This is a genomic window from Psittacicella hinzii, assembly GCF_003585935.1.
GTDB lineage: Bacteria > Pseudomonadota > Gammaproteobacteria > Enterobacterales > Psittacicellaceae > Psittacicella > Psittacicella hinzii.
Map to the genome: position 1 here is coordinate 1 of NZ_NRJG01000095.1, position 20,184 is coordinate 20,184.

Annotated in this window: 15 protein-coding genes; 6 read left to right on the forward strand and 9 right to left on the reverse strand. The window is 35.8% G+C overall.

The genetic code is table 11. The features are described from left to right. The 3 genes from menA to CKF58_RS05300 all read right to left on the reverse strand — a co-directional run. Nucleotides 1-2,486 (reverse strand): 1,4-dihydroxy-2-naphthoate octaprenyltransferase (gene menA, locus CKF58_RS05290; protein ID WP_119531695.1); only part of this gene is annotated, 2,486 nt, incomplete at its 3' end. A 249-nt stretch (nucleotides 2,487-2,735) separates the two neighbouring features. Then, a complete protein-coding gene (locus CKF58_RS05295; RefSeq protein WP_119531697.1) occupies nucleotides 2,736-3,515 on the reverse strand; it encodes a DedA family protein in 780 nt (259 codons plus the stop codon). Between the two features lie 727 nt (nucleotides 3,516-4,242). Then, nucleotides 4,243-4,989, reverse strand: coding sequence for a cell envelope integrity TolA family protein (locus CKF58_RS05300; protein ID WP_147397222.1), 747 nt, complete (start codon nucleotides 4,987-4,989; stop codon nucleotides 4,243-4,245). A 530-nt stretch (nucleotides 4,990-5,519) separates the two neighbouring features. On the opposite strand from CKF58_RS05300, the gene nfuA reads away from it, so the two are divergent. Together nfuA and CKF58_RS05310 are read left to right on the forward strand one after the other, a co-directional pair. Then, on the forward strand, nucleotides 5,520-6,110 hold the full coding sequence (gene nfuA, locus CKF58_RS05305; RefSeq protein WP_119531701.1) for a Fe-S biogenesis protein NfuA: 591 nt from the start codon (nucleotides 5,520-5,522) through the stop codon (nucleotides 6,108-6,110). Nucleotides 6,111-6,239: 129 nt separating this feature from the next. Beyond that, nucleotides 6,240-8,843: a Tex family protein gene (locus tag CKF58_RS05310; protein ID WP_119531703.1), complete on the forward strand. Its 2,604-nt coding sequence runs from the start codon at nucleotides 6,240-6,242 to the stop codon at nucleotides 8,841-8,843. A gap of 152 nt (nucleotides 8,844-8,995) precedes the next feature. Here the strand turns inward: CKF58_RS05310 and secF are convergent, their stop codons facing one another. From secF to prmB, 6 genes are all read right to left on the reverse strand, one after another. Further along, on the reverse strand, nucleotides 8,996-10,003 hold the full coding sequence (secF, locus tag CKF58_RS05315; protein ID WP_119531705.1) for a protein translocase subunit SecF: 1,008 nt from the start codon (nucleotides 10,001-10,003) through the stop codon (nucleotides 8,996-8,998). A 15-nt stretch (nucleotides 10,004-10,018) separates the two neighbouring features. Then, nucleotides 10,019-11,866 carry a protein translocase subunit SecD gene (gene secD / locus CKF58_RS05320; protein WP_119531707.1) on the reverse strand — a complete coding sequence of 616 codons (1,848 nt, stop codon included), beginning with the start codon at nucleotides 11,864-11,866 and terminating at the stop codon, nucleotides 10,019-10,021. A gap of 89 nt (nucleotides 11,867-11,955) precedes the next feature. After that, nucleotides 11,956-12,354, reverse strand: a complete 399-nt coding sequence (gene yajC, locus CKF58_RS05325; protein WP_119531709.1) for a preprotein translocase subunit YajC — start codon at nucleotides 12,352-12,354, stop codon at nucleotides 11,956-11,958. A 113-nt stretch (nucleotides 12,355-12,467) separates the two neighbouring features. Then, on the reverse strand, nucleotides 12,468-13,658 hold the full coding sequence (tgt, locus tag CKF58_RS05330; protein ID WP_119531711.1) for a tRNA guanosine(34) transglycosylase Tgt: 1,191 nt from the start codon (nucleotides 13,656-13,658) through the stop codon (nucleotides 12,468-12,470). A 292-nt stretch (nucleotides 13,659-13,950) separates the two neighbouring features. Next, nucleotides 13,951-15,633: an S-adenosylmethionine:tRNA ribosyltransferase-isomerase gene (locus CKF58_RS05335; RefSeq protein WP_119531713.1), complete on the reverse strand. Its 1,683-nt coding sequence runs from the start codon at nucleotides 15,631-15,633 to the stop codon at nucleotides 13,951-13,953. Nucleotides 15,634-15,766: 133 nt separating this feature from the next. Further along, entirely contained in the window at nucleotides 15,767-16,780 is a 1,014-nt protein-coding gene (prmB, locus tag CKF58_RS05340; RefSeq protein WP_119531715.1) for a 50S ribosomal protein L3 N(5)-glutamine methyltransferase, read from the reverse strand. Between the two features lie 463 nt (nucleotides 16,781-17,243). Between prmB and CKF58_RS05345 the strand changes: the two genes are divergently transcribed. The 4 genes from CKF58_RS05345 (at nucleotide 17,244) to CKF58_RS05360 (ending at nucleotide 20,113) form a co-directional block, all read left to right on the forward strand. Continuing rightward, a complete protein-coding gene (locus CKF58_RS05345; RefSeq protein WP_119531717.1) occupies nucleotides 17,244-17,585 on the forward strand; it encodes a histidine triad nucleotide-binding protein in 342 nt (113 codons plus the stop codon). Nucleotides 17,586-17,996: 411 nt separating this feature from the next. After that, nucleotides 17,997-18,800 carry an energy transducer TonB gene (locus CKF58_RS05350; protein WP_119531719.1) on the forward strand — a complete coding sequence of 268 codons (804 nt, stop codon included), beginning with the start codon at nucleotides 17,997-17,999 and terminating at the stop codon, nucleotides 18,798-18,800. Nucleotides 18,801-18,863: 63 nt separating this feature from the next. Then, nucleotides 18,864-19,682: a MotA/TolQ/ExbB proton channel family protein gene (locus tag CKF58_RS05355; RefSeq protein WP_119531721.1), complete on the forward strand. Its 819-nt coding sequence runs from the start codon at nucleotides 18,864-18,866 to the stop codon at nucleotides 19,680-19,682. 8 nt (nucleotides 19,683-19,690) lie between these two features. Beyond that, nucleotides 19,691-20,113 carry an ExbD/TolR family protein gene (locus tag CKF58_RS05360; protein ID WP_119531723.1) on the forward strand — a complete coding sequence of 141 codons (423 nt, stop codon included), beginning with the start codon at nucleotides 19,691-19,693 and terminating at the stop codon, nucleotides 20,111-20,113. The last annotated feature ends 71 nt before the right edge of the window (nucleotides 20,114-20,184 follow it).

The window sequence follows — 20,184 nt, forward strand, 5'->3', positions numbered from 1 at the left end:
ATAAACGTACCGGTCATAAGAATATTAATAATATTGGTAATATATTTTTGGTTATTTAAGACTTTAGTACTTACGTCTTTATGGATTACATATAAGTGATATGCAATTACTGGTACTGAAATAAAGAATAGATAACAGAACCATGGAGTATCAAGCGATACATTAAAGTACGTATAGAAAATTAAAGCCATTAAATAGAAGATAGTTTGGAATAGACGACTAGCTTTAGTTCCTAAGATTACTGCTAGATTATCTTTATGATAAGCTCGTGCTACATAACTATCACGCATGTTAATAAGGTTTAAACTTGCAACGCAAAGTAAACCAAAGGCAATAGCTGGATAGATTACGAGTAAATCAAAGTCATGTTTTTGCAAGTAGAAACATGCATTGACGATCATAATACCGTATACAAGGAAATAAGACATTTCACCTAAAATACTAAAGTTATACGGATTGTTACCAATTGAATAACGCATTAGTAAGTTAATAGTAAGAATGCCAATTCCCATAAACACAAGCGTAGAACCTAAATTTAATTCAGCAAGGATTACTAAACAGATACCTGTAATAATAATTGCCCCTAAAACTAAACGAATTAAATTAAAGATAAAACGTCGTGAAAGGATTTTGTGATTAGGTTCTAATTCGAAATAGCATAGACGTACTTCATATTTAGTACTTAAGTCTTCAGAAGAGTACTCTTTACACAGATTCATAAAGATCTGCAGAAGTACAGCCATAATTAAACATAAGCTAAATACTGACCAGTTAATATCCGATTTAGTGAAAAGGGTAATAACTGTACCTAATAATACTGCTAAAATAGGTTTAACTAAAGTACTTGGGCTAATAATATGGTAAATTATAAACCATAAAGGATTACGTTTAAATGATAGTTTATAGCGTTGACGCCATAAACGTTCATCTCGGTAAGCCTCTTGTACTACAGCAGGGTTGATATTAGGGAAGAGAATATCTGAGTTAGATTCACTTGCTAACTCGGCTATGTCATCAAAACTATCTTCAAGAGTATCCACAGATACTGTTTGGTTAGTTAATGAGTTTTTACTTGTCACGTAAGTATAATCCGATTGTCCATCAAAGGTACTAATGCTCTGCCCTTGGTGGATAAAATGGTTAATTGGTAATGAATCGTCAATATACTCGGTGTGCTTAGTTTGATAAGTTGGCTCTACAGGCTTATTAGCATTATCCGAGTTTGACTTTTCAGGTTGTTGCGCTAACATCATTTGGTAAAACGCTTGAGCGTCGGTTTTTACCGTTTTAAGGTTAGCAGATTCAAGGTTTTGTTCTGACGAAGAAAAGTTTTGCAGAATTTGTTTAAAACTGCCTTTTGCTTGCTGTCGGTTTTCTTGCTGTAAATTTTGGAACTTTTGGAGATTTTGTTGTTCGCTAAATGCTGGGACATAAGTTTCTTTAGTTGAACTGGTATCAAGCATTTGACTGTCTTTGCTCACCGCAATTGGTGTATGTTTATCTTTGAGATAAAAGTCTACATCATCTGGATCATCAAAGACTAAATCTGGAATAACAAAATCTTCATCATCCGGTTGCACTTGTTCGAGTTGGGCAAAATAATCAGCGTTGCTAGTTGCGTCTAAGGCGTCAGCAACTTGCTCTTGAGTTTTAGCCTCGTTATTTACGGCACTAGCACAAGCCTGATCTTGCTTTTGTTGCCCAAGCATTGTCGAACTAACGCGATTGCTCACATTAGTTTTATCGGTATGATCTTGGTTTTGAGAGTCTTGGCTCTTCGTGCTTTTATTTTGGCTCGTAAAAGTATTAGTAGCTAAAGCGATGTTTGCTAATGCATCGTCATCGGCAAGTTCTGCTTGCGCAAATGAAATATCAAACGGAGATACAAAATCATTAGCTGGATCATTAGCAAAAGCGCTAAACAGTCCTGCCTTATTTTGGGTATTCTTATTTTCGGCTTTTTTAGTTTGGTTGTTTTGTGGCTGATTAGCAAACGCACTAAAACCCGATTGTGCTTGAATTGTTAATTCTTGTTCAACATTTAAGCCGGTGATTTGCGAAATAGGAGCGCTAAACTTTTCTGGTTTTTCCGTATGACTAGTTAAAGCTTTATCAATAAATTCGTCATTAATAATGACGGTATTTTCTTTTGGTGCTTTAACTTTGCGCGGAATCTGATTAACGCGTTGTCCCATTAATGGCATATCAAAATCAATATTAGCTTGCGGTTTATTCACTGAAGAATAAGCAGCAAGTTCTAAACGATTTAATTGTGCTTTTTCTCGTTTTTTCGTATTGGTCGGTCCAATATGCTGTTGATAAAAAGCTTGACTCACATTACTTTGTGCCATTACTTCAGTACGATGGGCACGATAAGTATGTCGAGCTTTTCGTTCTTTCTCATTAGCCTTTTGTGCCTTAGCATAGGAAGGCTCTGGAGAAAAAATATACTCTTTATTAGACGAATTCGAAGACGGTGTTGGCATAATGGCAATGGTTAAATTGCTTGAGTTATCCTCAAACTAAATTAGCTAGGATTTGCCTTAATTATAACGCAATTACCTATACTTAGAAAAATGAGATGTGAATGGCATAGTATACGTAAGATCAATGATCCAAACGTATTACTTACCTTGTATTAATGCCAAAGAATAAATTGTAAAAATTTAGCTTTAGCGTAATAGTTAAAGTAAATGAGCCTAGATAACTCTAGGCCCATGGATAAAAGTTAACTTCTAACTTGAACCTTTATTTGTAGCTTGGCTAGAAACACGTGGTTCTTGTTTTTTAAGGTTACTATTGCGAATTTGCTCTGCATGTGTTCTGGCGTGGCTATAGAGCTCTTCAGAATCTTCGTGCTTAGAGGTTTGTTGGTCTTTTTCTTCTTGAGCAGCAATACGACGTTTTTTAATATTGTGACGAATGAAAATAATCAGAGCCACTAAAACTATTACTGCACCAATTGAAAAACCTAAACCAATGCGGTGTACTAAGTGTTTTAAGTGTTCTAAGTTATTACCAAAGAAATAACCAATTGACACCCAAACCGGTACGGAAATAATGCTTGCGAAAAAATCAATGGCGAAGAACTTAAAGTAAGAAACCTTACGCGTAATCCCTGAGAACAGATAGATTGCAGCCCTTAAGCCTGGTAAAAAACGAGCGATGAATAAGAAAGTAACTGCGTTATCTTGGAAACGTAAACGGATAGTTTGAATACGTTTAGCAGTAAGAATTTTACGCAAGAACTTCACCCGTAAGAGTTTAACTCCATATATGTAGCCTAAGGCATACATACAAGAATCGCCGATGAGCACTCCTGCCATACAAACAAAGAAGATTCCAAAACCATGAGCATAACCCTGACTTGCAAGAATCCCTGCAGTAACTAAAGTGATATCTTCTGGAATTGGTACACCAAGTCCACTAATCAGAAGTATCGTAAACACTAGTAAATAGGAAATTATATTTCCATATTCTGCATAGTGTTCGAAAATGGCAATTATGCTATCCATTAGTAATGTAACCCCTTTAAGATGATCTTGCAAGTATCACTAATCTCGAGAGTAGCTTCACAGCTATTGTTGTTGATTGGATAAATTGCGAAATTTTATAAATGAGGATAGCCTCTAGATATGGTATAGCTGGATAGTTTAGTGCAAGTGAAAAAATGACCGTTAACTATTAGTAGTATGCTCGAGAATAACTATTTGTACAATAAACAATCTCTGTAGCACACCTATACCATGATAATGGCTTGTGAATAAATAACGAAGATAAAAGTTAATCTATCTTCCTAGATCTCAAGGTTTCATTATACACTAGCAAGCATAAAAATGCACAATAAAAGGCAAAGAAAGCAGCTAAATCTGCTTATTTCTTGCTTTTATCTTTAGTGACTAGCAAAAGTTACCCCAAATGATTTTTTAAACACTTATCGCGAAAGAGTATAAGAAAAGCACATGTAAAAACATAAGTTCGTAAGGAGAAGCTTTTAGCAGAATCTTTAACCAAAATCTTTAACCAAAATCTTTAACCAAAATCTTTAACCAAAATCTTTAACCAAAATCTTTAACCAAAATCTTTAACCAAAATCTTTAACCAAAATCTTTAAGCAAAAATATTAAGCAAAAATATTAAGCAAAAATATTAAGCAAAAATATTAAGCAAAAATATTAAGCAAAAATATTAAGCAAAAATCCTTGAACGAAAAACTATAAAATCTTGCTTTACAGACTAGAGTTAACTTGCTTTTTTATCTTTCTCGTCGTGTTCAGTTGTTTCTGCATCTGCTTTAACTTCAGTATTAGTTATAGACTTTTCAGTACTATTAGGCTCTTCAGTAACGTTAAGATTTTTATTGTCTTTATTTTCGCTTTGTTCTTGAGCCTTAGCTTTCTGCGATGCTTGCTTCGCTTTAGCAAGTTCTTTTTCTGCTTGGCGCTGTAAGATTTCTTGGTATTTAGCTTTATTTTCCGCATCTTCGTCTTGATTGCCAGAAAACTCATCTTCTGCTTGACAAAGTTGTCCGATCATCTTATAGACATCAGGGAATTTCACAGCTGGTAATTTATCAAAACGATAAAGTAACACTGCCAGTCCATAAAAGGTCATATGTGAACCTATATTTCCCATATCTTTGTCTTGTCCCACAATATCAAGCAGGGTGACATAAAGAATAGTTTGCTCGTCTTTTATAGGAAATAAACTATAGAGACCGATTGAATATAAGCACAGAGTAGTGGTAAGTAAAAAGAATACAACATACGCTATTACAGCATTAGTTGAATATACTCCATATACCCAAAAGTAAATAAGATTTAGGAGTAGAACAATTACCACACTTGCTTGCCACATTTGGATTAAGCGAGTGTAGTAAGGTTTAAACATAAAAATACGCGAGAATTTTTCACCTTGCCAAATTCTGCGCAAGAATAACATTAAAAACCCGTAAAAAATATAAGTAAAAACCGAATATTTTCTTTCCATAAGGGGATATCTGGTAGTAAAAATAGAAGTTTTGTTACTTATATTTTACCTTCTAATTAGCAAAATTAAAGGCTAAAGATAATAAAATCGCGATTTGTAGTGCAAAATTTGTCAGTAGTCGACTTTTTGCTAAGAACTAGTAGTTGATTAACATTAATCAGTTAAAGTGCTGTTCAGTTATGTTGCAGTTCTGGTATGACTTGGAACTACAGCTTACAGCTGGAAGTTACAGCTCACTGCTAGGAGTTATAGCTAACTGCTAGGAGTTATAGCTCATACTTATATGAGCAAAGGGATATAGATAAGAGAGGTGGAGGTGGTAATGGTTAGAAGTAAGAGGAAAACAGTTCATAATGACTTGATGTACCTATTTTTACGCTTGTCCTATTGCGTCCGCACTTCTTTAGTTAGCTTATGGTAAAATATACAGGTCTGTCATATAAGTTCTGATGATAGATAATAGTAAACATCTATAAATAAGCTTAGCTTTTAAGCTTTTTCGATGTAACTTTTAGTTACAAAGGATTATCATGCAAACTAAACATATTTTAATAACCCAACCTGCTATTAACCAGTTTTCACGTTTATTAGCAGAGCAAGAGCCTGGTACAGGAATTCGTGTCTTTGTAATTCACCCTGGTTCATATAATGCTGAGTGTGGTGTATCTTTCTGTCCACCAGATAATATTGAAGAAGTAGATCACGTTGAAGACTACGGTGCATTTAAAGTGTATGTAGATCCAATTTCATGGCCTTTCCTAAACGAAGCTGAAATTGATTTTGTTACACAAGATTTAGAATCACAATTAACCATTAAAGCACCTAACGCTAAAATGAAACGTCCTAATGCAGATGCACCTTTAATTGATCGTGTCGATTACTACATCGAAGCAGTAATTAATCCGCAATTAAAAGGTCATGGCGGACGCATTACTCTAATCGAAATTAAAGATGGTATTGGAGTAATTCAGTTTGGTGGTGGTTGTAACGGTTGTTCAATGGTAGATGTAACTCTTAAACAAGGGATCGAGGGGCAACTGCTTGAGCAATTCCCTGGTGAAATCTTAGGTGTAAGAGACGTTACCGAACACCAAACAGGTGATCATTCATACTATAAATAATTTATTTCCCAGAAACGAAATAGTTCGTTTCGCCAATTTAAACTCTTAAGTCTGACTAACTTAAGAGTTTAAATTGCTAAGTTTAACCTTAAGGTTTAAGACCTTAGAATTTTGTAATCAGACGAAATTATGCTGAGTATTGAAAAACGCATTGCTCAAGAACTTGCAGTAAATCCACATCAAATCGAAGCGGCAATTAAATTATTAAACGAGGGAGCAACAATTCCTTTCATTGCTCGTTACCGTAAAGAAGAAACTGACGGTCTTACAGACGAACAATTACGTGAGTTCCAAACTCGTTATACCTACTTAACTGAGTTAGAAGAAAGAAAAGTATCTATTCTTTCATCAATTCGTGAACAAGGTAAATTAACGCTAGAATTAGAAGAAGAGATTAATAAGTGTTTAGTTAAAGCTGATCTAGAATATTTATATATTCCTTATCGTCCTAAACGTAAAACTAAAGCTTCTAAAGCTCGTGAAGCTGGTTTAGAACCTTTAGCAATTAGTCTATGGGAAAATCTAGACGTAAATGTAGATCTAGAGCAAGCTTGTGCTCCATATATTAGTGATGACTATAAAACCACTAAAGCTGTACTTGAAGCATGCGCTTTAATTCTTATTGATAATTTTGCTGATAAAGCTGAACTTCTTGCTGATCTTAAAAATTACCTTCAAGCTGTAGCAACCATTGAGTCTCGTGTAATTGAAGGTAAAGAAAAAGAAGCAGATAAATATAAAGATTACTTTAACTATAGTGAAACTTTATGTGACATTCGTTCACACCGTTTCCTAGCTTTATGGCGTGGTCGTAGTGAAGGATTCTTAAGTATTCACTTAAATGCTAACCCAGCCAATATTGCAGTTAGTCCAGTTGATACGTTAATTCAAAAACATGCTGTTGGACAAACAGGTATTGACTTAGTGCCAGTTACAGCTTTAAACTCGTGGCGTAAGCAAGTGCTTTCTTGGACATGGAAAGTAAAATTAAGTTCAATTTTAGAAACTGAACTTTTAAATGCGCGTCGTGAAGCAGCTGAACCTGATGCTTATAATTCATTTAGTCAGAACTTAAAAGCATTACTCTTAAAATCTCCGGTTAAGGCGCAAAATATCCTTGGTCTGGATCCAGGTATTTTAACAGGGGTTAAATGTGCTGCTATTGATGCGCAAACGAATGTGCTTGACACGCAAGTGATTATCCCAATCGAGGGTAAACAACGTGCGAAAGAGCAATTTGCGCAAATGATTATCAAGCATGCTATTACTCTAGTAGTAATTGGTAATGGTACAGGTTGTCGTGAAACGCAAAAAATCATCGAAGATACGTTAAAAGAATATAACTTACCACATGTGTCAATTTTAGTGGTTAACGAAGCTGGTGCTTCTGTATATTCAGCTTCTGATTTAGCGATTAGTGAATTCCCGAACCTAGATGTAACTCTACGTGGTGCTATTTCAATTGCTCGTCGTGCCCTAGATCCACTAGCCGAGTTAGTAAAAATTGATCCTAAATCAATTGGTGTAGGTCAATATCAACATGACCTTAACAAAAAAGAATTAGATCGTCAACTTGAAGCAACAATTGAAGACTGTGTAAACTACGTAGGGGTTAACGTAAATACTGCCTCTGAATACTTATTAAATCGCATTGCTGGTTTAAATAAAGTAACAGCTGGTAATATCGTTAAATTCCGTGAAGAAAACGGTCACTTTGCTTCGCGTAAAGATTTATTACGTGTACCAAAACTAGGTCCAAAAACTTTCGAACAAGCTGCAGGTTTCTTACGTGTGGTAGGGGAAAATGCTTACGTATTAGATAACTCGGCAGTACACCCTGAAGCTTATACTTTAGTAGAGCAAATGGCAGTGGATTTAGGAGTTAATATTATTGACCTCGTAGGTAATAAAGAGCTTCTTACTAAAATCCAACCAGAAACCTACGTAAGTAAAAAATTCGGTTTACCAACTATTAAAGATATCCTTGTTGAGTTAGAAAAACCAGGTCGTGACCCACGTGGAGAATTCCAACCGATTCTTTATAAAGAAGGTGTGCACGATGTTAAAGATCTAGCTGTAGGAATGCGTTTAAATGGTATGGTAACTAATGTTACAGACTTCGGTGCTTTCGTTGACATCGGGGTACATACCGATGGTTTAGTGCATATTTCTCGCATGTCGAAAAACTTCATTGCTTCGACCTATGATTTCTTAAAACCAGGTGATCAAATTGAAGTAGAAGTATTAGAAGTTGATGTGCCACGTAATCGTGTAGAGTTAACGATGATCTTTGAAGGTCAAACTTTACAACCAACAGTAAAAACGGTTTCAGAAGTTAAATCTACAGAAGAAGCACAACGTATTGCTCAAGTATTAAAAGAGCAACAAGCATATGCTGAGCTAGCAAAAGAACAAGGTATTGAGTTAGATCCTAAAACTTTCCGTCTGTTTGCCCAAGCACAAAAACGTCGTGCAGAGCGTAGCCAAGATCGTCGTCAAGATAATCGCAATCAAGGCGGTAAACGTGAAGACAGAGCTGCAAATGCGCCTCGTAACCATGCGCGTCAACACGAAGGACGTAAAGAATTTAAAGGTAATAAAGACTTTAAAGGAAATAATAAAAACTTTAAAGGACAAGTACCTAACAAAGGTCAAAATAAAGCACAAAATAAACCTCATCCACAGCGTTTAGAAGATAAATTTGCTGCTTTATTAAACAAATTTAAAAAATAACCAACAGATTAGTAAATATTAGTATTACTAAAATAAGTAACACTAGGTTTACTTTTTCTCGATAAGAGTCAGGCTAAGAATAAAAGAGTCTGACTCTATTTTTTTGCACAAAAAAATAGAGCACTCAAATGAGTGCTCTAAAATTTTGTAAATTATCTTTCGTATTCTTCTAGACCGTCTTTATTAACTTGACGTACTAGCATGTCTTGTTTAGTTAGACCTACATCATAAGAAATTGCTACCGCAATGAAAATAGATGAGTAAGTACCAAACACGATACCAATAGTCATTGCTAATGAGAAGATGTAAAGTGCACTACCACCGAAGAATAACAGAATAACTACCGAAATTAATGTAGTTAATGATGTCATAATTGTACGGTTAATAGTTTCAGTTAAAGAGATGTCAATACACTCTTGTACTGAAATATTGTGCAGTTTACGAATATTCTCACGCATACGGTCGAATACCACGATCGTATCGTTAATTGAGTAACCAATAACTGAAAGGATCGCTGCCACAAAGTTTAAGTCGATATCAATTTGGAATAGTGAGAACACACCAATTACCACAATGGTATCGTGCACTAACGAAGCAACAGCCCCTAATGATAAACGCCATTGGAAACGGAAAGAGATATAGAGTAGCATCATCACAATAGTAAATACTAGTGACATTACTGATGCATACACTAAGTCGTTACCAGCTTTAGGACCTACGAACTCGGCAGAAGTAACTTTTGCAGCTGGGTCAATACCCTCTTGTAAAAGTTTTTGTACATCTTGAGCTGTAGTGTTAGTAACTAGTTTAGCTGGAATACGAATACTTGTTTCTCTTGATGAAGTTGAAGTCACATCAATGCCTGGATAGGTTTGACTTAAGTAACTTGCAACATCAGGACCTTGTACTGTTTTAGAATAAGTAACTTCAACTACCGTACCACCCGTAAAGTCTAGACCTAAGTTTAGACCACGTACGAAGAACGAGCCAAAGCACACTACCATTATCAATACCGAGAAAATATAGAAGTATTTTCTTTGTTTTAAAAAGTTTACAATTGGACGAGCTAAAACTAAACCGCTTTTATTTACATAAGCTTTTTTGCTAAAACGGTTTTCGTAAGGAGTTTTAACTCCACGCGTATATTCTTCATTATACATAGCACCACCTCCTTACTAAATATGTAGTTTGGTGGTTCTGCGTGAACCATAAACCCAGTTAAAGATCATTTTACTTGCAACAATTGCCGTAAACATAGAGATAATTACCCCTAGAGCAAGCGTAATCGCAAATCCTTTAATTGGACCTGTACCGAAAATAAATAGGATCGCTGCTGTGAGGATAGTTGTTAAGTTTGAGTCAAAGATTGACGACCATGCACCATCATAACCTTCAGCCAGAGCTGTTTGTGGTGATTTACCCATACGCAGCTCATCGATAATCCGTGAGTAGATAAGTACGTTGGCGTCAACAGACATCCCGATAGTTAACACGATACCCGCTATGCCCGGCATGGTTAGAGTTGTACCTGGTAAAATAGAGAGAGCTGCAACTAAGAGGATTAAGTTGAATAAAAGTACAAAGCCCGCAACAAAACCGAAGAAACGATATACAACAATCATTAATAATACTGTTAGAGCTAGAGCTGTTGTCGAAGCAATTAAACCTTGTTTAATGTTAGCCGCACCTAATGATGGACCAATTACTTTTTCTGAAATAATTTGGATCGGGGCAACTAGAGCACCAGAACGTAAAATTAAGGCAAGGTTATTAGCTTCGGTCATTGAAGAAAGACCTGTAATAACGAAACTTGAACCTAAACGCGCTTGAATGGTTGCAACGTTAGCAACTTCATCAACTTTACGTAATACTGGTTTACCTTCGTCGTTTTTGCGACCTGTATCTTTATACTCTGAGTAAACAGTTGCCATTGGACGACCGATTGCAGTTTTAGTTGCGTCCGAAATTAATTTAGCACCTTCAGAGTTCAGACGAATATTTACTTGCGCACCACCGGTTTCACCACGACCTGCTGAAGCGTCGATAATGTGAGTGCCTGAAATGATTTCGCGTTTATATAAGGCAAATTTTTGCCCTTGAGCATTAGCAACTACAACTGTATCAGCTGGAATTAAGTTAGCATCAATTTGTTGTTGCGTAATATTAGTATTTACTAAGTTAAAACTTAAAGTAGCAGTTGCCCCGATGATCTCTTTCGCACGAGCAACATCGTGGATACCTGGTAACTCAACGATAATGTTAGTATCACCTTGACGTTGAATTACAGGTTCAGCTACCCCGATTTCTGTAACACGGTTACGGAGAATTAATAATGATTGCTCCATCGCGTAGTTTACAGTTTGTTCTAATTTAGCAGCTGTATAGCTAATAGTAACATTAGCACCTGATACATTCTCTTGTAAATCTTGCATTTGCGTACGTAAGAATGTAGTTAGACGACGTGCGTCTTCATTGCTGCTTGTTACTACTTGAATATTTTGCGCTTTATTGTCGTAACTAATCGATTCAATGCTAATACCATTGTCACGAGCTTGGTCACGAATAAAACGAGTTAAGCTGTCGTAGTTACGGTCGAGAAGCGTTTTAATGTCAACATCCATTAAGAAACGCACCCCACCACGTAAGTCTAGACCTAATTTCATTGGTGAAGCACCAATAGCCGTTAACCATGAAGGAGTAGCTGGAGTATAGCTTAAAGCTGTAGTGTAGTTACTACCTAAAGCTGTATCTAAAGCTACTGCGGCTTTTTGTTGTTCACTTTCACTGTCGAAAATTAGATTAACCTTACCATCTTTAAAAGTAGCACGCGTAATAGCTACTCCCGCATTCGATACCGTTTGGCGAATTTGGTTATAAACTTCGAGTTCTACTTCACGACCACGAGAACCAGCAATTTGTAATGATGGTTTTTCGTTGAAAATGTTCGGTAAAGCGTAGATACTACCAAGTAAACAAATAAAGATGATTAGTAGGTTTTTCCATAAGGGATAATGGTTTTGCACTATATTTACCTTTATCTTAACTATAGGAAATAAAAGATGAATAAAGATTAGATATCTTTAGATATCTAATCTTCTCCGTGAATAAGCGATTAAGCTTGAGTTGAATCTGCTTTTTCAGCAGCTTCTTTAGTTGCTTTTTCTTCTTTAGATTTTTTAGCTGGTTTTTCGTTAACAATTGAATCAATTGTTCCATTAGGTAAAACCTGCATAATGAAACCACGTTTAGTAGTGATTTGTACACCTTTAGAGATTTCGATTTGTACTAAATCATCTTCTGTACGTAATTTAGTAATAGTACCAATTAAGCCTCCGCTTAATAATACTTCACCACCAACTTCTAAAGATTCTAGTAATTTTTTGTATTCAGCTTGACGTTTTTTATTAGGTCTCCATTGGAAGAAATAAATAAACGCAAACATAATTACCACTAGGATAATTAGGAAGAACGGGCTTTGTTGCTGTTGTGCAGCATCTAAGAATAAGTTCATGAAAAACTCCAATGTTATTATTTAATTTAAAATGAAATCTATATAAACAATTGTCAAAACAAGAGATAACAAAAGTAAAAAGTCAGCCAAGATAACTATTTTTGCTTAATTACTTAAGCTACTCGATCGTCTTTATCAACGAATGCATAACGGTTGTCAGAAAATTCTCCTAAAGCTGGAACTTCTAAACCTTGATCAGCATAGAATTTAGCAACAAACTCATCAAAAGTACCTTGGTCTAAGGCGTCGCGCATTCTTTGCATTAAACGTTGATAGAAACGTAAATTGTGGAATGTATTTAAACGTGCTCCTAAAATTTCTCCACATTTATCTAAATGGTGCAGGTAGGCACGTGTGTAGTTTTTACAGGTGTAACAGTCACAACCTTCTTCGATTGGACTAAAATCATCTTTATATTTGGCATTACGAATGCGCACATTACCCGTAAAAGTAAATAAATGACCATTACGAGCGTTACGTGTAGGCATTACGCAGTCGAACATGTCGACACCACGACGTACACACTCCACTAGATCTTCAGGCTTACCAACTCCCATTAAATAACGTGGTTTGTTATCAGGGATTAATGGAGTAATGAACTCTAGTGTTTTATGCATCTCTTCTTTTGGTTCACCTACAGCTAAACCACCAATTGCATAACCGTCAAACCCAATATCCGTTAGACCTGCTAGACTTGCTTTACGTAAGTCGTTATAAACACCCCCTTGGATAATGCCGAATAAAGCATTAGGGTTGCCTAATTCATTAAAACGATCACGACAACGTTTTGCCCAACGTAAAGATAAATTCATTGAGTTTAGGGTGTAATCGTAAGTAGATGGATATGGAGCACACTCATCAAAAATCATTACAATGTCTGAATTTAATGAATATTGTACGTCCATAGAAATTTCAGGACTTAAGAAAACATTTGATCCATCTACAGGAGAACGGAAATAAACACCTTCTTCTTTAATTTTACGAATATCGCCTAAACTAAAAACTTGGAAGCCGCCTGAATCTGTAAGAATAGGTTTATGCCATTGCATGAAATTATGTAAGCCACCAGCTTTATTCATAATTTCAGTACCAGGTCTTAACCAAAGGTGGAAGGTATTGCCCAGAATAATTTCAGCACCAATTTGCTCAACTTCTTCTGGAGTCATGGATTTAACTGTACCATATGTACCTACAGGCATGAATGCAGGCGTTTGGATTTTATGTTCAGATCCATCTGCACGAGTAATGGTAATTTCTCCACGACGCGCATATCCCTGTTGTTTGAACTTTTTGAAAGATAGCATATGTGTGTATGTTAGAAAGATAAATTACAAAAGAAACCGTAAGGGTAAAATCTGAAAAATATGCTAAAACTCTATATTGCAATAGAGGTTTAGAGATTTACCCAACAAACCTAAATTATACCATTTTAATAGAGTAAAAGGGTAAAAATTACAAGTTATAACGCTAAAGACAAGAGGTGGTTACCTCACCACTTAGAGATAAACTTGTAAGAGATTTATATCATCAAAATTAGCAGCAGTTATGCAATTAGCGACTATCACCTTACGTCATACGTAACAGGCTACTATCACCTTACATTAGAAATTCAACATCTTTAGTTAGGCGTAAATTTGGCATCAGGCTCGAATCGCCATAGCTATAGAAACGATATTTTTGCGCAATAGCATGGTGGTAACCTTTTAAGGTGTAATCGAAGCCGATAAAACCTGAAACTAACATGATTAATGTTGATTTTGGTAAGTGGAAATTAGTGATTAGGTAATCTACTAAATGCACTTTGTGCCCAGGATAAATAAAAATCTCTGTATTTCCGGTGTAAGGAACTAAAGGAATAGTTTTACCAAAATCTAAAGTAGTATTTACATAATGGTTAGTAAAGCTGTAAGGTTTTTCAGCATCAGTTAGTGCTAAGTCTCGCAATTGTGTTAGTAGATTATTACTAGTAGCACTGAATAAACCGCAATTTGCAGAGTTATGTGCAATATTTAAGAGTAATTGCCAACTTTGAGTAAAGAAGTTAGTATGCGTATTATCGGTATAGCTTAAAACCGCAAAAGGTTGCCCATTAACCACAAACTCTGTTAGAGGCGCAAGAGCAGCATAATCTTCTTGCGATAAGATAAGAGTTTTTTCTTTGGTTAAATGATTTACTTCGTTAATAAAAGCGAATAATTCTGTAGGTAAAAGTTTATCTAATAAATCGCGATATCTTAAGCTTTGTAGTTTTGCTAATAAGTCCTTACCTTGTGCTTGTAATGCTGGATCTGTACTTGTTGCTAAGTTCTGGATATATTGCTGGATACTATATTGCGCCATAGTTTCTAAAGAACGCGTTGAAGTAGTACCTACAGCAATAATTTTACGTCCTTGACGTAAAGCTTGATTGAGCTTTTGTGTAACTTCAGGACTAATTTCAATCCATTCAGCATGCATTTGATGTTGTTGGATGCTATCAACTTTAATTGGCATAAAAGTTCCAGCACCAACGTGTAAAGTTACTTCGAGAATTTTAATGCCTTTAGCTGCTAATTTACTTAAAACTTGTTCAGTAAAATGTAAACCAGCAGTAGGGGCAGCAACAGCACCAGGCACTTTAGCATATACCGTTTGATAGCGTTCACTATCTGAATCTTGATCTTCACGCTCCATATATGGAGGTAAAGGTATATGCCCTACTTGTTGTAAAGTGTTTAATACATTACTTGCATTTAACAGTTGCAGAGCAAAGAGACTTCCAGAGCGTCCGGTACACATTAATACATAAGTGTGCGAACCAATTAATTGCTGGATTTGTGTAAGGTAATCTTGCGCAGCGCGAGCTTCATTTTTTTCAGTGCTTTGATAATATTGCTGCACTAGTTGTTCAAGTTGCGTAAAATTATCAGCACTTAACGGACTGCTACCGTGTTTATCTTCACCTATAACTACCATTTGTCCTGGTTTAGGTGAACGATTTGCACGTACATGAGCGAGAAATGAGTTTTCACTAGTAACGCGTTCAACAAGAACTTCGACTTTAGCTCCGGACGGTTTGCGAGCAAAACAACGAGCTGGGATTACGCGGGTATTATTACGTACTAGTACCGAGTTATCTGGGAGTAAATCTACAATATCCGTGAATTTATGATCTGCTAAAGGATTAGCTAAATTACCTGTGAAGTGTAATAGACGTGAGTCTTGACGATTTTCCACAGGAAAACGTGCTATTAGCTCATCAGGTAAATCAAAATCGTAATCATTAACTTGATATAACATAATTATTTAAACAATGAAAACACAGTTGCAAAGAGGACTTTGCAACTGTGTTTAAAAATGTGTGGCTTATTTATAACTAATCTATTTGTACCCAGACAGATTAGGAACTTATAAATAAGGGTTAAAAAGAGAATTAAGCTTGTGCTTTACTTTTAGCAAAGGCTGCAAGTTCTGCAGCATGTTCTTCTAAATCAGCTTTAGTAAGAGCAAATACTCCGTGTCCACCATTTTTTAGTTCTAACCAATTAAATGGCACATTTGGTAAAGCTTCTTCTAGAGCGTAACGACTGTTACCAACTTCAACAACCAGAACACCATCTTGGTTTAAGAAAGCTGCAGATTCGTTAAGAATGCGAGCTGTAATGTTAAGACCATCAAAGCCTGAACCTAACGAAATGCTTGGCTCGTGAGTAAACTCTTCTGGCATACTTGCTAAATCATCTTCGTCCACGTATGGTGGGTTAGAGATAATTAAATCGTAAGTAATGCCGCTTGGGAGATTGTTATATAAATCAGACTCAATAAATGCCATACGATCTGATAATAAGTGATCGTTAGCTAACTCTAAGTTAATGTTAGCTACATCAATGGCATCTGGAGAGATGTCAATACCATCTACTTGTGCTTCAGGGAAACGTACAGCTAGAGCTAAAGCTAAAACCCCTGAACCTGTACACATATCTAGAATAGTGTGTGGTTGAGCGTTTAATAAATCTTTAAAGCCGTCTTCGATCAGTTCACCAATTGGTGAGCGTGGTACGATTACTCGTTCGTCAACGTAGTATTCGCGATTTAAGAAGCGTGCTTTATTGATTAAGTAAGCTAAAGGAGTGCGCTCGTGCACACGCTTATACACTAAATCAACAATTTCGGTTTTTTCCGCGTCGGTTAAGCGTGAGCTAAGTAAGTAATCTTGGTCTGTATCATATGGCAGATCTGTTACATGTAGTACTAAAGCGCGAGCTTCGTCCCATGCGTTATCGTAACCATGACCAAAGAATACATCGTTTTTATTTAAGTAGGTGTATACCCAACGAATTAAGTCGTTAATCGTACGTAGGCTTGAAATTACATCTTGGTAGAATTCTGGATTATTTAAAGAATTATCTACAAAATGCTCGTCTTGATTAAGAATTTGATCTGTCATAATAATGAGAACAATTTAAAGAAGAAAAATAGGTGTCAAATCTTGAAAAGAGGATAAGAGATTTGACGCTTCTAATTATAACTAAAAGACGAAGAAAATAAAGCATTTTATACTTGTAATTACGACAAAAATTTACTTTAGTAATACTTGAGGGTTGGTTGGGTTACAGATTGTAAAAGCGATTTTGAGATGGTTTTTTTACAGGAATGAGGTGCTACTTAGTGCAACTCAATAGGGGGTTAAGTAAAGTTCGAGTAAAGATCATTCAAAAGAGGAGCTAATTCTAAACGTATTGCTACTAATTAGCTAGTGTGGTTATGAATAGAACAAGCGCTTATTTATGGATTTGTTGCGTAAAGTGGGTATAATAGAGAAAATAAACAAATATAAGCCTTAATCACCAACTGAATTTTTGAAATTTAGTTAGTGATAAAGTTGTTTTTTATCTCTTTTTGGAGTTGTTATGTCTGATTCTATTTTTAGTAAAATCATTAGAAGAGAAATCCCTGCTAATATCGTTTTTGAAGACGAAACGGTAATTGCTTTTGCGGATATTAATCCTCAAGCAAAATATCACTTTTTAATCGTACCAAAAAAACAAATCGAAACTGTAAATGGTGTTACTCCAGAAGATGAGCAAGTAATGGGTCATTTATTTGCTGTAGCTCGTGAACTAGCGATTAAATATGGGGTAGCTGAATCTGGTTATCGTTTAAGTGTAAATACTAATCGCGATGCTGGACAAGAAGTTTTCCATATTCATATGCACTTCTTAGCTGGTAATAAATTAGGCTCAATGGTTTAATTTAAAAAGATATATACCACAAGCTTTCTTTTTCTACGAAATCAAAGAAATAGAATTTAAATTAGAATTTAGTTGGTTGCTAAAGTAGTAACCAACTTCTTTTGTTTTTGTCGCACAAGCATCATTTAAATAAAGTAAGCGTTTAGTTTTTTAAAACAGCCTAATACTATAGTTCGGAAGTTTAGCAGTTTTGGAGCGGGGCTAGGTATTTGCTTTCGAGCTATCAAATAAATTTCACTACCTTGATATTGGTAAATGTATATAAAGCTTTAAGTAGTTGTTAATAAGAATGATTAACATTTAACTAAAAATTAATTGCTTCTTATGCTATACTTAGACACAGTTCTCTAGAGTAATCTCTAGAGATGTAAATAAAAACCAAATCTGATATTTACCTGATTTTTATAAAGTATGCCAGAGAAACAACCATCTAGAGTTGTTTTAAAATTATGTACTTTAGGGTTAGTATTTGTCGCCCATATAGCTTTAGCTTTTGCGCTATTAGGTTTTAGATCGCCACAATTACCATTGGTAATGCAGGCACAAACTGAGCAAACTGCAGGTAAGGCTATGAGTCAAAGTGTTGATTATTTTGAGCTTAGTGCTTATGAAGTTGCTCCACCAGAGCCTGAAAAGCCTGTAGCTGTAGAAACGTCAGAGCCAGAAAAGGCTGATGTGCAAGAAGATAAACCACAACCGGTAGAAAAGCCTAAACCAAAACCTCAACCTAAGCCGCAGCCTAAGCCAGAGCCAAAACCGCTGCCTAAACCTCAACCTAAACCTGTAACCCAAGCGCCAAAAGCTTCAGAACAGCCAAAAGTAGAGCCTAAAAAGGAAGCAACCTCACAACAGGCATCTCAAGGTGGATCTGGGCAAGATAAAGCAGTTAATAATGCGCAAGGACAAGAGGGTACTGGTAATGATAAAGTAACTTCGGCAACCCATTTAGGTGGATATTTACAAAATCCTAAACCGGAATATCCTTTAGCCTCACAAGAGCGTGGGGAGGAAGGGGTAGTTACTTTAAAAGTTCTGGTGCAAGCTAATGGTAAGCCAGCCAATGTGCAAGTAATTAAATCGTCTGGTTATGCTCGCCTTGATAGATCGGCATTAAATACTGTAAGTAATTATTATACTTTTATTCCAGCGACGCGAGCTGGCGTACCAGTTGAATCTTATTACACATTTTCTATCAATTTTGTACTGCCAAAATAACATAATTTTTATCACTCTAAATTAAATTACCAGCTATTAGCTGGCTTAAGACCTGATTAAACCATGTTGAATTTTTCTTCATCTGAACCTTTAACAAGTTGGACATTAAATAACCAGCCAGAAATTAGTGCAGCTACGGAGGCTACAACTACTGAAGTTGCTAATCCTGCAGAATTAGCTAAGCAAGTTAATGAATTGGCTGCCGGATCGCACGATTTAGGAATTATGCATTTAATTCTCAATGAAGGTGATGCAATTCTTAAATTAACTTTTTTAATTCTTGTGCTCATGAGTTTATATAGTTGGACTGTGATTATCTATCGCGCAATTATGATTTATGTCGTGAGTGCTAAAAGTAAACAGCATTTAAAAATTTTAAATTCAAGTGCTTATCCAAGTTATGAGGTGGCTTACCAAGCAATGCAAGGTAATTCTCCAATTAAAGAGCTAGTTGGTGCTGCTTTAAACTCAGAGCAACAATATACACAAGCACAAGGCGCATTATCACAAGCGATTGATTATGCTGAATATTTACAGCGTAATATTCGCTATGGCTTGGAAAAAACTACGAACTCTCAAGATGGTGGTTTATCAGTTTTAGCAACCATAGGAGCTACTGCGCCATTTATTGGGTTGTTCGGTACTGTGTGGGGTATTTACCGTGCCCTTTTATCAATATCTGCTACCGGTAATGCCAATATTGCAACTATTGCCGGACCAATTGGTGAAGTGCTTGTTGCCACAGCCTTTGGTTTATTTGTTGCTATCCCAGCCGTACTTTGTTATAACGTCTTTATTCGTCGTAATCGTGTATATGCTCGTTCATTAGATGGCTTTGCGCACGATTTATACAATTCTTTCTTAATGCAAAGTAAGAAATAGGAGGGTTTATGGCGTTTGGAGGCTTTAACTCTCAAGATGAAGAAATGTCGGAAATTAACATTACTCCTTTAGTGGATGTAATGTTAGTGCTGCTTATTGTATTTATGCTAGCAATGCCGGTTTTTACTTCCTCAATAAATGTAAACTTACCTAAATCGACAGCACAAAAAATGCTCGAAGCGCCGCAAATTGTTAATTTGGTCGTTAACGAACAAGGTGTTTACTTTTATCAAGATGGGGAAGTTAATTTAGAAACCTTACAACAGCGTTTAAGCGAAGGTTTTGCCAAAAACGATAAATTAGTAGTAACTATACGTGCAGATAAAAAAGTAAGTTACGAGTATGTAGCTAATCTTTTAGAACTGGTGCGTAAAGTTGGTATTAGCAAAATAGGTTTTGTGGCAGAACCACAAGCAGCTAATGCAAAATAAATCTCATTTCTAACATTTGACAATTTTTCTAAATGATTAAAGCCAGGTTTTAAACCTGGCTTTAATCATTT